Genomic DNA, 15,195 nt, shown 5'->3' with positions numbered 1-15,195 from the left:
TTTTTTTTATTAATTAGCTGAATAGACTCTTACATAGTCTACATACATTGTTTGTGGGAATATTGTATTTTCATTTGGATTACCATCAAAAGCACCACCAACGGCTAAATTTATTATGATAAAAAATGGACCATCATTAAAAACCCAGTCTCCCGTTACATCTTCAGGAGTAATTTGGTTATATAAAACATCATCGACATAGTAATTGATATAATTCGGTCCCCATTCTATGCCATAAATATGAAATTCGGAATCTACACGACTATCCGTAAATTCGTACTCTTTTACGATAGCATTACCTCCAGAATATCCTGGCCCGTGAACTGCACCGCTAACAATTGTTGGTTTTGAGCCACCATTTTCCATAACATCAATTTCACCACAAAATGGCCAGCTAACTTCATCAATATTGGCACCTAATAGCCAAAATGCTGGCCACATCCCTTTACCGTAAGGCAATTTCATCCTAGCCTCAAAGCGTCCATACTTTTGTTCAAAAAGTCCTTGGGTTAAAAGTCTTGCAGACGTATATCCAGAACCTTCAAACTCTTCTTGAATTGCAGTTATTTTTAACATACCATCTTCTACAATGACATTTTCAGGTCTGTCCGTATAGTATTGAAGCTCGTTATTTCCCCATCCATTTTGACCTGTACCTATATCGTATGTCCAAAGCTCTGGGTTTGGTGCACCATCTTCAGTAAATTCATCGTACTTGGACAAGGTTGTAAAATTGGTAACATCTTGTGTTTCATCTGGATTGCAATTAGTAATTAAAACCATTGTACCCATAAAAAGCGAGCTACATATGAAGATTGATTTTAACTTATTACTTAATATTCTATTTTTCATTTTTTAGCATTTTTAGTTTTCTGCGTAGAAATAAATATTATCTACAGAGAGGTTAGCAATATTATTATCTGTAACAAATAACATCATACCTAATGCATCTCTAGATGTAAGACCAGCAAAGCTTGATAATGGTATATCAAACTCCACCCATTCATTACTTAACAACTCAGACCCTGTTATTTGATATGATCCTAAAATACCGTTAGGCAATGTGAAATTATTGTGTAATTCCATATTTATATAGTCTGATGCATCTACGGTTTCATTAACTCTGAATTCTATGTGTAAGTGGGTCATATCGGTAGCATCAACTGGCTCTACACCACTACCGTCTCTACCATAAAATTCAATGGCAACAAAGTTGAGCATGGTGTAGTCTATTATGTTATTACCATTTTCATTCACAGCACCACCTAGAGTTGTTTGAAATGGCTCGTAAAATCCATTGTAATTATCAACCGGTACATTAGCAAAAACATCACTAAAAATTGAAATTACGTCTATATCTACAGCTTCAACTGTTAATGAGCCTTCTGCTTCAACGCCTCCCAAGCTAGCAGTAATAACTGCTGTATTATCTCCTCCTTGACCTGGGCCATCTACAGTGACAATGCCCAATTCATCTACAGAAGCCACAAATGGATTTGAGGTTTCGAAATCAAAATAGGAAGGTGTTGCAGAAACAGTTACATTTTGTCCATTAGGAAGATTAGCCGTATAACTTAAACCTATTAGTGGTACTGAAGTGCCAATGTTAGTTTGCGCTGTCTGATCTTGTCCACCCAAAATCCTTGGTCTAGGTTGACCAATAGTTCCTAAGCTTTCAAAACGAATCTCGTCTAACCAAAATGTAAAACCAAATCCATTGGTGCTTTGAGTACCTGCTGAGAAAATAAACATACCTTTTTCTTGAACTAGTTTTGAAGGGTCTGGAATTGGTATAATATACTTTTTCCAATCTGTTGACAGTTGTACATTTTCGAGTGTAACAGCGTACTTATCTTCTTCAAAATCTGTCCCAAAACCAAATAGACCTACTGTTGCTGTTGTCGATCCTTTAGCCCAAAATGTTAAAGCATTATATCTTGTTAAATCTCTTCCTTCTCCTCTATCTTTAAATATTCCACCTATAAATCCACCATCTGGATCATTAGGCGCCGGCACATCAATTCTAATAGATGTTGACCCTTCATAAGCTTCATTATCATCTGTACCAAATCCATTAGTGTTTGCACCAAATGCAGGATCAAATGATATAAAAAATTCGTCCGTTAAACCTACAGGAGTGTCCGTAAAAACTTCTGCGGTGGAAGGAAATGTTGCCAATTCCACATCATCTGAAAAACCTCTTTCGCAACTTATCATTACGACAGATATCAACCCAACTAAAGGTAAGATGATGTTATATTTTAAATTTATGTTTTTCATAATCATAGAATTTTATTTGCCAATATTAATATGGATGTAAGTTCTTATTTCCCACTCCGAACCATCAGGAAACCCTACTGGGCTTATAGCTGGTGGTGAATTTGGATTGGTTGAATTTGGATCAGTCGCTAGAGGTGAATACCTTGGTGAATTTTGGTCTAAGGATCTCCAAGTTCCTCTAATTCCCACCTGTGTACTAGGTAAAATAAACCAATCTGGCTTTCCAAGTGTCGTTGAAACATCTAGCATTAATTGTAATGGGAATGTTAAGTTGAAATCTCTGTGATAATCAAACGGTCCCCAATCATTAACCTTTACATGAGACATTACTTTAATGTTCTTATAAAGCATTCTCACATCACCGCCAAAACGTGTAATGGTTCTATCAGAATCACCATTACCTTGTCCATTACCATAATAGAAATTTCCTATAATCCCTAAGTCAGGATTCAACTTAGAAACAATACGTGTGTGTGCTTCCCATAAATCTTCAGCTGGTGCTGATTCAGAAAACGCAAAAAATGTACGATTAGCTAAGAAACCAATGTGTGCATCTTGTGTTGTTGGTAAGTGTCTATAAACAAATCCTGCACTTACAGCAAACTTAGCATCTTCTTCTCTATCGTTGTTCCACTCATACATCCATGTTCCTGGTGTAGGATCAAAGGTGAATAAGATTTCTCCTGCTGTAGTTTCTCGGTTTCCTCCCCTTACAGCAAAAGGATCGTCAATAACATTTCTTAATCTACCAGGTGCAAATACACCATTTGGCATTGGATCTACTAATGGTTTTTGCCACATAAAGTTAGGTGCTACTTGTACATTTCCAAAAGAATATGTGAAACCTGATAAGAAATTTGTCATATTACCACTACCAGAATCCTTAAGTCTCCAACCTGTAAAAGTTCGTGTTTGATCTGCACCACCATTGGCTACAAGACCCATGTAAGATCCTTGAGCATACCAATTAAATCGTCCTTTTTGATACGTTACTTTGGCTTTGGCACCCCAATTATCCTTACTATTGATTTTGTCTACAACAACTACATCATTGTCTTCCTCATACATTTGAAAAGAACTTCCATTTAATGGATTACCACCCCAAATACCACCTAACGTTACACCAAAACTACCAAAGTCTCTTTCTATAGCTAGAGTGGCTCTTTCTGTTGGCCAAGGTGGAATTATACCTGAACGTACCTGATTAGGATTCAATATACGTCTGCCATTTTCATCAAACTCTAAGTCTGTATTAAGGTCTCTATGATAGATGCCTGTTACGTCCCAGTTAAGGATATTTCTTGAATATTTTAACAACATTGTTGGGTTAGCGCCCCACCAAAGTTGGGGTCCAAAGGCTGCTTTTAAACCTTCTAACTCCCCTTTTGCATCAACTTCAACACCTAAAATCTCACCATTGTAGATATCTAGGTTTGGACCATAATTAGCTTCTGGATAAAGGTTGAAGAAATCTCCTTCATAAGCCCAATGATAATGACCTGTTCTGTAAAATCCTCTTAGGTCAAACTCTTTAGCTTTCCACTCAAATTCTGCTTGATAAACTCTAAGCCTTTGATTATCGTTAATAACAATATTTTCATTTTGGCCTTCTACTGAAGCATTTAATTGAATAGGTCTACCAACATTTTCATAGAAAATTTCATCTATTGGATTTTGAGCTACATTCCCTAAAATATTAAACTCTACATTAGCTCTCATATTTGCTGCCGGTTTTCCCTGTATACCAACAAAGTACGATTGCATATGGTCAAAACCTAGTTGATTAGGAAATACATTGGCATTTGGATCTTCAGTATCTGGTGTAGTAATTAAACTACCACCTGTATTGAACGTAGTGAATTGAGCTGACAATCTACTTATACTCAATTTTTCTGAGTCGCCACCTCCTAATGCAGCCTTATCACCTCTAGCTCTAAGAACCGCATCCATAACATTTATATTATTGAAATAGTTGTAAAGAAAATCTTGATTTACACCTTCACCATATGGATCTAATTGATGAACTTCCTTAAGTGCATAGTAAGCTGCCCTTGGGTAAAGTGTGTATAAACCTCTTGCATCAGTCGGTCCCTTTGCACAGATACCAAACCATTCTTCATTCATGTTATTTTGACCAGGTTCTAAATCCATGTAATAACCACCATTTGGCCATGATGCATTGTTATCATGAACATCTAGGTTTTTGGTCTGCCCAAATTTCCACCAACCGTCACTAAATTGAAATGTGAATCCACCAATAGAATTTCCTGCTTTTCCTAAACCAGCTGCATTTTGATAAATATCTTTCCAATTTTCTACATCAAAATAAGCTTGCATGTATTGATCTTCTTTGTTGTCTTTAGCATTAAATGCATCTGATCCAAACTCTGCAAAAAGTATTGGCATATCCAATTCATCATTAACACGTTGAAAAGCATCACCAAATGAAACACCTCTATACATATTAGTTCCGTAGATATCTATGTCTTTACATTCTTGTTTTACAATATCTAAATACAATAAGTCGCCATTACAAATTGCTACAGGATGTGATTGATCTATAGCTTTTACTTCTTTTGCGGCATCATTAAATGCTTTATACAGTGCTCTTGCTGCAGCTATTTTTCCGGTGTCTTCAGCACCTTCTATAGGAATAGCTTCCGTTTCAGCGCCAGTCCAAGATAAATGGTAATTATTTTCGTTACCTATCATATACAGAAGTAAACCTGGAGTGTCCTTATAGGTATTTGCCATATCGATGGCTTCTTGCATAAGAATTTCTCTGGTAGCCTCATCTGCATAATCAGTTTGAGGAGTCCAAGCCCCATCTATCGTTAAACCGTAAGCTCCGAATGTAATGTTGAGCATTGTGTAGATACCATAATTTTCATATATATATTGTATCCATTTAGGCTTAAGACCATAAGTTCTTATAACATTAACACCCATATTTTTTAAGAGTAACATCTCTTCATCTAAGGCTGCCTTAATAATATCGTCTGATCTTCCCCAAATACCTGTATCGGTAATGGTAGAACCAATAGGCACATAATCCCAGTTCATCCCATTAATCATCATATTTTCTCCGTTAACAACAAGTCTGAAACCGTCAGTACTTTTTACAACAGATACTTTGTCTGATTGTGCCAGTGCAAATGATACACTAAACATAAAGAACAGTATTATTAGATTATTTTTCATATAGTTAGTTTTATGTTTTATTTGATTAAGGTTATAAGCCTTTCGTTAGTAGAATTTAAAACTGAAGAACTGAGTTGAAAAGGTCAATACATGGTAAATATTGACCTAATCTCAGTTCATTTGACTAAACAATTATTGTCTCACAAGTTTAAATCTCCACCAGCCGTCGCCAGCTATTGCGATATCCACTATTATTGTATTATCATCCTCAAAATCAACAATATATTCTACAGAATCGGGTGCATCACTAGGGTTAGCCAATTCAGCTCCATTAATAGCTTTAGCCAAACCTAAGAATGCTCCAGCACCATTTAAAGTTACTGTACCAAGACCTGCATCATAGTCATAGGTTGCTGATGCAGAACCATCATGAGGAAACACAGGAGCAGCACAACCTTCTGGATCGTTACCTTGCCAAGCTTCTACCCAAGTCTCAGAACCCAGAAGATTTTCGAATGTTCCATCTGCATTAAAAACATAATCATCATCAAATAAGCAATCTCTCGTAGTTACATCGTCATCAGAACTAGAAAACCAAGACACATTACCTTGCCCCGGACCAACACCGAAAGCACCTGCTTCGGGAGCTAATCGCCATGAACCCACTAATGGATTTGCTGGCGCAGCATCTCTGACTAACTTAAATCTCCACCAGCCATCACCAGCAACTGGTATATCTAAAATCATTGTATTTTCATCAACTAAATCTATAATGTATTCTATACTATCAACAGCATCGGCTGGATTAGCCAATTCCCCTCCATTGAATACTTTAGCTAGACCTAAAAACGCACCTGCACCTTCTATAGTTAATGTGTTGTTTGTCGCATCATAATCGTAGGTTGCTGATGCCGTTCCATCGTGAGGAAAAACAGGTGTTCCACAGCCTTCTGGATCTTGTCCTTGCCAAGCTTCTAACCATGTTTCTGAACCTAATACATTTTGAAACGTTCCATCTGCGTTAAATACATATTCATCATCAAACAAGCAGTCTCTTGTGGTTACATCTTCTAATGAGCTAGAGAACCAAGAAACATTACCTTGTCCAGGACCTACACCAAACGCACCAGCCTCTGGAGCTAATCTCCAAGCTCCCTCTAAAGCTGAAGGAGCTGGAGGTGCGTCTTTTACAAATCTAAACGACCACCAACCATCACCTGCTACTTGAATTTGCAGTGTTAATGATAAACCATCATCTGACAATATATATTGATACGTTCTTGATTCTGGGACAGTATCTCCAGAAGCTAACTCAGCACCGTTAACCACTTTTGCTAATCCCATAAAAGCACCTGTACCAGTAATTGTAAGTTCACTTCCTGTGAACTCATATGAAGCCGTCGCAGTTCCATCATGTGGAAAAACTGGTGTACCACAGGCCTCTGGGTCTGTACCTTGCCATGGCTCTAACCATGTTTCAGCACCTAATATATTTTGAAAAGAATTATCTGCATTAAATACATACTCATCATCGAACAAACAATCTCTCGTGGCAACATCTTCAGCTGAATTAGACCACCACGACACATCTCCTTGTCCTGGACCAACGCCTAACGCACCTGCTTCTGGAGCTAAACGCCAAGTCCCAAAAAATGGGTTGTCTACAGGGTCTGGATCTGGTTCCTGAAAAATAACAGTATAATCTTCAGATATGGAAACATCATTTCTTCCAGGAAGTGACGCAGTAACTGTAATAGTATATGTTGCTGTTTCCTCAGGATATTCATAAGTTACCATTGGCCCACTAGTTTCAAAAACATCAGCATCATCATTAGGGTTACCAAAATCTACAGTATAAACTATACGTCCATCTGGTGGTATTGTAGTAGCTATAACACCTATTCTGTTACCTTCTGGATTCAATTCAGCAATATTGAAATCCAAACCTTCAATTATGTTTAATTGGTCATCTTCTTCACAAGAAAATGAAACACTTAACATCAATAATGCTAAAATGTAATAAACGCCTTTTTTAAATATTTTCATTTTAATCTAATTTTTGTTCAACACTTTTTTAATATCCAGGATTTCCCCAACGATCCTCCGCTTGAGCTAATTGCAACTCAATTAACGGTATTGGGAAAACTTCATTTTTATTTGCAGTAAAGCCTTCTATCGTTGAGGCTGCTCTGTTTGTTCTTACCAAATCAAAGAATCCATGACCTTCACCAGCCATTTCTTTTCTTCTTTCTAAATAAATAGCTTGTAATAAATCTCCTTCAGAAGATGTATAGTCATGACTGTTATCTCCATATGCTCTGGCTCTTACCATATTAAGATAGTTTTCTGCATTGCCACCACCACTTTGAGCTTCAGCTTCAGCAGCCATTAGTAACACATCTGCATATCTTATAGCACGATAATTTTGAGAGTAATTTAATGGGTCTGAACCAACACCATCATCTGCTTTACGTGGCATATATTTTCTATTGAACAAACCTGTATCGTCCCTTCCTTGAGAGTAAGAGTCTTGCGCATCCCTTAAATCGAAAAATGTAACATTTCTTCTTATATCACCATCTTCGAATAAGTCATATAACTCTACGGAAGGTAAACAAAAGCCCCAGCCAGCATTATAGGTTGTATCACTAAACGGTGATCTAGGACCACAGAACTGTGGGAAATAAGTACCTTGACTACACTCAATACAGCCCCAACCAGCAGCTTCTATGCCAGTATATTGAATTTCGAAAACTGCTTCAGAGCTATTTTCTCCTTCTCCTTCAAAAAGCATTTCGTATGAGCTATCTGTTGTTAAAGCAAATTGATTACTTGATATTACTTGATTTAAAGCTGTTGCTGCATCTGAATACTTACTCTGATCAAATTTTCCATGATACAAGTATACTTTACCCAACAAAGCCTGGGCTGCACCTTTAGTTACTTCATATGGCAAATCTTGTGTTACCGGAAGATTAGGAATAGCCTCCTTTAAGTCTTCTTCGATTAAAGCATATACCATAGCAATATCTGAAACGCGCTCCATAGAAAATTCATCTTCAGGAAAAATACGTTGGTCTGTAATTCTTAAAACTCCGTTTCTGTCTTCAGTTTTTAATGGTACATTACCAAAGAATTTAGCAAGTTCAAATGTGTAATAAGCTCTAAGAAAATAAGCTTGAGCAATGATTTCATCCTTACCATCAAAATCGGTTTTATTTTTAAATTCTAAAATGAAATTAGCTCTGTTTAAACCTGCATACATTAATCCCCAAATACTACGCAATTGATTTTCATCAGCAGGAGTGTGTATCATCAAATTAATATTTTGAAGTGTCGGCTGATCGTAATTAAAAGCATCACCGCCAGCTGCATAATCTGGAGAGGCAACAATACCAGTAAGCACATTCCAAAATGTTGCTTGTAGCATATCGTAAGTACCTATAAGGGCACTTTCGTATTCTTCTTGATTATTGAAGAAATCTGAGTCATTGAATCCATCTGGTTCTACCTCTACAAAATCATCAGTACAACCAATTGTATAAAGCGCTATGAAGCTCAATAATATTATTAACTTTCTTTTCATAACAATTAAAAGTTTAAATTAATTCCTAATAAATAAGACGCTGCAACCGGATAAAAACCGTTATCAATTCCACCACCAAGTGGAGCACCTGAGTTGGCAGAAGGGTCAAAACCGAAATAATCTGTAAGTGTAAATAGATTATTACCAGAAAGATAAATTCTAAATTTATCAACTCCAACAGTTGAATTGAATTTTTCGCCGAATGTATATCCTATCTGTACATTTTGTAAACGTAAGAATGAAGCGTCTTCTACATAAAAATCGGAAAACTGATCGGTATTAATGTTTGCACCTGCCACTGCTCTTGGTACTGAATTACTGGTACTCGTCCCTTGCCATCTATCTAACATATAAGTTCCTCTATTGGCATATAAATCTTTACGCTCGTAATTTCTAACCATTTCATGACCAACAGATGCAAAAGCATTGGCACTAAAATCTATGTTTTTGTACGTAAAACCAATATTAAATCCGAAAGTGGCATCTGGTATTGGATCGCCTAAATTTGTGCGGTCTTCTGCTGTGATTTCGCCATCTCCATTTGTATCAACAAATATTAAATCTCCTGGTGCCACATCTCCAATAGTACTGTATGTGCCTGATGGCGCAGTAGCGTTTAAAGCGTCAATTTCTGCTTGTGTTTGATAAATACCATCTGTTTTATAACCATAATAATGACCTAATGGTAAACCAGGTTGCATACGTGTTATGTCTGTAATTCCAAGTCCAACACCATACTCACCCCCAACAGGTGTGGTTCTTCCATTCAAAGAAATTACTTCATTATCAATTGTTGTTGCATTAAAACTGATATTGAATTTAAAATCATCACCTATATTATCATTATATCCAATTGCAAATTCTAATCCTGTATTTCTAACTGTACCAGCATTAACCACAGAAGGACCTGTTGCTGGTGCACCAACACCAGTAACAGCTGATGCTTGTGGCGTAAGTAATAAATCTTTAGTTTGTTTTCTGTAAGCATCTGCAGAGATATTTACTTTATTATCAAACAAGCGAAGGTCTAGACCTATGTTGGCCGTTTCTTGTTCTTCCCATTTTAAATCTGGATTTCCAGGTCTGCCAGGTGCTAACCCAAATAATAAGTTATCTGAACCAACATCTATAGTGGCCTGTCCATCTAATCTTGTTATAAATGCAAATGCAGGTATTCTGTCGTTTCCTATTATACCATAACTTGCTCTTAATTTTAGATTATTAATCCAGTTTACTTCTTGCATAAAATCTTCGTCTGAAACATTCCATCCAATGGAACCTGATGGGAAGTATCCTACGTTGTTATTATTTTCTGAAGAAAATTGTGAGGAGACATCTCTTCTTAACACAGCTGACAGCAAGTATTTACCTTTATAGTTATACTGGACTCTTGTAAATAATGAAGAGAGTCTTGAGTCATACCAATCAGCTCCATTATCTAATGCAGCTTCTGTAAAGCGTGGTTGTCTTATCATACCTTCATCATAGATAGATTGGTTTGGTTGATTAGTACCCATGTCAGTTCTTCCTACATCACCATAAAATCGCCCTTTAGTTCTATATAAAGATGCGCCTAACAATAATGTTAAATCATGAGCATCATTAAACGTATTTGTGTAAGTGATAAAGTTATCCCAAGTGAAATCCGTGTAATCTGCACCAAAGTCAACAACTTCATTAACTATCATGTCATCACTTAAGGCAGCAAAAGAGTTTACTGTGTTCAAAGATTTACCTCCACCATAATATACTTCTGGTCTAAAAATATCATCTCTTACATTGGCATGATTGCCTTGAAAGCGGGATGTTGCCGTAAAATGATCCCAGAATTTATACTCTAGCCCCAATACACCACTCCACCTCGCTACTCTTGTCGTGTTATAAGTATCATTGATTTGAGCTACAGGATTTACAATTTCTATCTGTGAAATATCATTTGCTAAGGCATAATTATCGAAATCTAACGATGGATCATCATTAGGATTAAAAACAGGCATTGTTGGATTAATATTTACTGCATTATACAACACAGCTCCAATACCACCTTCAGCTAGATTTTGCTTTTCTGACAGGGTATGTAATCCGTTTGCTGTTAACTTTAAGTTTGGTAAAATATCATGCTGAAAATTTAAGCGCGCAGTTAAGCGCTCGAAATTATTTTTGCTTCCACCAACGATACCATCTTGATTTAAGTATGAAATCCCGGCAGAATAGGCTGACTTTTCTAAACCTCCTGTAACATTAAAATTTACATTAGATATCCAAGCACGTTCAAAAACTTCATCTTGCCAATCTGTACCAGAATTTGGATATACAAAAAACTCTGTTGCATCTGCTGCATCATTTACGTAAATGGCAAAATCCCTAGCATTTAATAAGTCAATTTTTTTACTAGTCAATTGTTGTCCGGTGTATGTGTCTAACTGGAACTTTAATCCAGTATTTTTTCTACCCGATTTTGTCGTAATTAAAATTACACCATTAGCTGCTTGTACACCATAAATACCAGCAGTGGCATCCTTTAATACGTTGATACTCTCAATATCATTAGGATTCAATACAGATAAATCTGATATCCTATTTCCATCAACCAAAATTAACGGTGCATTATCACCATTAGTAGTAATACCTCTGATTCTAATGTTGAGACCACTACCTGGTGAGCCAGAGTTAGACGTAATGTTTACACCTGCTATTTGGCCTTGGATAGCTTGCTCAACCCTAACAGGATTAAGTTTTTCAATAGACTTTGAGTCTAAAACACTTACGGCACCTGTAACCTCTTTTTTGGTTTGAGTACCATACCCAATAACCACTACTTCATTTAAGGATTGTGCGTCTTCTTGAAGAACAATGCTTAATGGATTAGCATTTTTAATAATGATTTCCTGAGTTATAAAACCAAGGTATGAAACCACAATGATAGAATTTAAGGGAACATCATTTAATGTAAAATTGCCATCAAAATCAGTTGATGCGCCTTTAGTTGTGTCCTTAACTAACACATTGACACCTGGAAGTGGTTGACCTGAAGATGCTTCGGTTACTGTACCTGAAACATCTACATTCTGACCATGAATTGCCGTGCATAGAAACAAAGCAAAGAATGCAAAAATTTTGATTTTCATAGTTAGTTAGATTAGTTCTAGCAACTTAAAACAAAAAATTATGGAAATCTTAAAAAAAGACTATACAAAAAATATACAATTCAAAAAAACGCCATAAAATTTACGAATATGATATTAAAAAGCTGTTAAATACAGTGTTTTGAGTAGTTTTGCCTTAATTATAAAAAGCCTATTGTACTGGTGTATAGTCTATATGTATAGGCAATGTATAGTCCGTTTTTGCTGATTTAGGTGGATTACAAATCTAAAATATAGTCTGTAAGACTTTGTTCGTGGTCTAATCCCATTTTTTTTCGCAAACGATATCGCTTTACCTCTACACTTTTATGCGAAATATTTAATAATGGTGCTATTTCTTTTGAAGACAGATTTAACCTTAAATAAGCACACAATCTTAAATCATTGGGTGTGATTGAAGGATGAAGTGATTTTATTCTTTTCATAAAATCCTTATCTACATTATTGAATGCTTCTTCAAAAAGTTTCCAATCACTTGTGTTATTTAAATTAGAGTTTATAAGTTTTACAACACTCTTTACATCATCCAAAGACTTACTCTTAGACAACTCTTCTTTTATATTGTTTAGTAATTCATTTCGTTTTACCAAATTCATGGTTGCTGCACCAAGCTCTCTATTTTTATTTTCAATATCTAATTGAAGATTTTGATTTTTAAACTGAATAAGTTGTCTTTGGTTTTCTAACTGTTCTAGTTCTAATTCTCGTTGTTTTTTTTCTAGTAATTTCTGTTTTTGCTTTCTATAATACCTACTATTAAAATACTGTATTAAGAACAGGAACAATAACCCAAAAACGATATAAGTTGCGATAGCCATAGGTTTTAAGTACCAAGGTTTTTCTATAGTAAAGCTATATGAAGCGGTATTGCTAGACTCAATTCCACCTAAATGCGCCTTAACCTCAAATTTGTAATCACCATGAGGAAGATTTTCAAAGTGAACTTCTGACTTAGCCGACCAGTCACTCCAATTGTCATAAATACCATCCAATCTGTATTTATACTTAGTGTTTGAATACTTGTTATAATCCGTTACACTATACTTAAAGTGAATACTATTATTCTTATTTTCTAGTTCTGCAGGTTCGTTTACTCCCAACTGAATAGATTTGTTGTGCAAAGAACTAAAAGAGATATTATCAATCTTAACCTGTTTTGGCTCTAGATTGAGTTTATTTAAATTTAAAATTAAATAACCATCGTTGGCTCCAATTAAATATTCATCATCGTCTATATTGAGAATATTTTCATAACCTACCTTACTATTTCTAAGCTCATAGGATATTGGGATATTATTAACCTTTAGCTTTTCTGAGAGCGTTCCAGGCTCTACAAAAAGGATATTATTTTTATTAAACAACCATAATCTTTCATTGTTTTCTTCATACACTAGTTTACCTGAAAGATAATTGTCACCTTCGATTAACTTGCTCAGCTCGTTGTCCTTTATGAATTTAGATGCTTTATCTTCATAGTTATAAACGCCATCTTTATTACAGTAAAGTATGGTTTCTTTATACTTTGTGATACTTGATTTTGGACCTTCTTCAACATCTAATTTTTTTAAGTCTACAACCTTACTGTAATCTGAATTCACTTTTATTTTATAGACTCCTTTATATTCATGATTAATCAACAACTCTTTGGGATTTACAAATTCAAAATATCTTGAAGACATATCAAAACCATCAATCTTATTTCTAAAAGACCAAATCCCATTTTGTAGTTCTAGAACACTTAACCCTTCGTATCCTCCTTGCAAAACCAAATTTGGATTACCATCAATTTCACTAAACATCCAAGAGCCTATCTCGCCTTTTAATAGCTCAGCTTTATCATCATTTATTATGAAAGTACCTTTATCATGTCCGCAAAATAACGTACCTTTTATGTACTTTAAACTCCAAACTTGTCCTTTGGTTTTTTCAATAAAATTAAATTTAGAATCTATATTTATATTCTTGTAAAAAAGTCCCTGATTGGTGCCTAAATATAATTTGTTACCAACTTTTATAGATGCGTATATTGTCCCTAAAACACCTTGTTTGTCCTTATAAACTTTATAAGGAGACTCCAGATTAATACAGTTAATACCATTATCTAAACCCAACCACAGGTTACCTTGTTTATCCTCTAAGGCAGATAACACTGTATTATTACTCAATCCATCTGATTGATTTATTTTAAGGATTTTTTCACCATTTGAAGATATCTGTAAAATACCCTCTGATATAGTTCCTAAAAGAAAACTGCCATCTTTTAATCTTATACTACTATATATACTCTTGCCTTTAACGAAATTGTCTATCTCAGCATTCCATTTCGACATTAACCCATTTGAATAACTGTAAATTCCATTTTCTTTTGTAAAAAACAATAATTCATTTTCAACTCTAGATATGTTTATAATTTCGTTATCGTCAAATTCTTCTGAAGAAACGACTAAATTTTCTTCACCATTTAAAATCTCAAAAACACCCGACTCGTTTTTTTGAAAGTAGATCGTTTCATCTATCTTGAAAATTTTATTGATTCTATTATTTGAATCTATAACCCTGAAGTTGTCGGTATCAATGTTATAAATATATATTCTGTCTAAAGATTGAAATAAGATATAATTCTCAATTTCTAAAATATGCCAAAACTCCTCATCCTCCTTTATTTCAAAGTCCCTATCACCTATCAATGATTTGTATTCCAAACCACCTCTTTTGTTTTTTTCCCAAAAACCAAAGTCCATGTAACTGCCTGTGTAAATTCTATCACCAATTACATTAACTGATCTTAAAATAGATTGATTAGGTGTAGGAAACAATTCCCATCTGGCACTATTATATCTAAGCAGTCCTTTGTTATTGGCAAAGTAAATTACCCCTTCATCATCTTGAGAGATATCCCAATTTTGATCTTCTGCATTATAATCTTGAGTCGAAAAAATCTGAATAGGAGGAATCTCTTGGCCATAAATAATGGATGAGACTAAAAAAACAAGTAAGAGGACCTTTCTGCTTATCATTATCGCTAATCAATAATCATGATTA

The 15,195-nt window shown here is 35.2% G+C and carries 7 protein-coding genes; all 7 read right to left on the bottom strand.

All coding sequences use genetic code 11. The annotated features are described in order from the left end of the window. Positions 1-9: 9 nt before the first annotated feature. A complete protein-coding gene (locus FC091_RS03745; protein WP_138432929.1) occupies positions 10-852 on the bottom strand; it encodes a glycoside hydrolase family 16 protein in 843 nt (280 codons plus the stop codon). A 12-nt stretch (positions 853-864) separates the two neighbouring features. Beyond that, complete coding sequence (locus tag FC091_RS03740; protein WP_138432928.1) at positions 865-2,280, bottom strand: carbohydrate-binding protein; 1,416 nt, start codon at positions 2,278-2,280, stop codon at positions 865-867. 12 nt (positions 2,281-2,292) lie between these two features. Beyond that, positions 2,293-5,481 (bottom strand): glycoside hydrolase family 2 protein, encoded by a 3,189-nt coding sequence (locus tag FC091_RS03735; RefSeq protein WP_138432927.1) that lies wholly within the window; start codon positions 5,479-5,481, stop codon positions 2,293-2,295. 132 nt (positions 5,482-5,613) lie between these two features. Then, positions 5,614-7,467, bottom strand: coding sequence for a hypothetical protein (locus FC091_RS03730; RefSeq protein ID WP_138432926.1), 1,854 nt, complete (start codon positions 7,465-7,467; stop codon positions 5,614-5,616). Positions 7,468-7,495: 28 nt separating this feature from the next. Further along, positions 7,496-9,007 (bottom strand): RagB/SusD family nutrient uptake outer membrane protein, encoded by a 1,512-nt coding sequence (locus FC091_RS03725; protein WP_138432925.1) that lies wholly within the window; start codon positions 9,005-9,007, stop codon positions 7,496-7,498. 5 nt (positions 9,008-9,012) lie between these two features. Next, on the bottom strand, positions 9,013-12,135 hold the full coding sequence (locus FC091_RS03720; protein ID WP_138432924.1) for a SusC/RagA family TonB-linked outer membrane protein: 3,123 nt from the start codon (positions 12,133-12,135) through the stop codon (positions 9,013-9,015). Positions 12,136-12,371: 236 nt separating this feature from the next. After that, positions 12,372-15,170, bottom strand: a complete 2,799-nt coding sequence (locus FC091_RS03715; RefSeq protein ID WP_138432923.1) for a triple tyrosine motif-containing protein — start codon at positions 15,168-15,170, stop codon at positions 12,372-12,374. Between the last annotated feature and the right edge of the window lie 25 nt (positions 15,171-15,195).

The organism is Winogradskyella algicola (assembly GCF_005869935.1).
Lineage (GTDB): Bacteria > Bacteroidota > Bacteroidia > Flavobacteriales > Flavobacteriaceae > Winogradskyella > Winogradskyella algicola.
The sequence above is the reverse complement of the archived record's forward strand: the minus strand, read 5'-3'. Positions and strand labels throughout refer to the sequence as shown.

Bases quoted from the DNA above. Each gene is read 5' to 3' on its own strand.
- FC091_RS03745 (WP_138432929.1), bottom strand. From the start codon at position 852: ATGAAAAATAGAATATTAAGTAATAAGTTAAAATCAATCTTCATATGT.
- FC091_RS03740 (WP_138432928.1), bottom strand. From the start codon at position 2,280: ATGAAAAACATAAATTTAAAATATAACATCATCTTACCTTTAGTTGGG.
- FC091_RS03735 (WP_138432927.1), bottom strand. From the start codon at position 5,481: ATGAAAAATAATCTAATAATACTGTTCTTTATGTTTAGTGTATCATTT.
- FC091_RS03730 (WP_138432926.1), bottom strand. From the start codon at position 7,467: ATGAAAATATTTAAAAAAGGCGTTTATTACATTTTAGCATTATTGATG.
- FC091_RS03725 (WP_138432925.1), bottom strand. From the start codon at position 9,007: ATGAAAAGAAAGTTAATAATATTATTGAGCTTCATAGCGCTTTATACA.
- FC091_RS03720 (WP_138432924.1), bottom strand. From the start codon at position 12,135: ATGAAAATCAAAATTTTTGCATTCTTTGCTTTGTTTCTATGCACGGCA.
- FC091_RS03715 (WP_138432923.1), bottom strand. From the start codon at position 15,170: ATGATAAGCAGAAAGGTCCTCTTACTTGTTTTTTTAGTCTCATCCATT.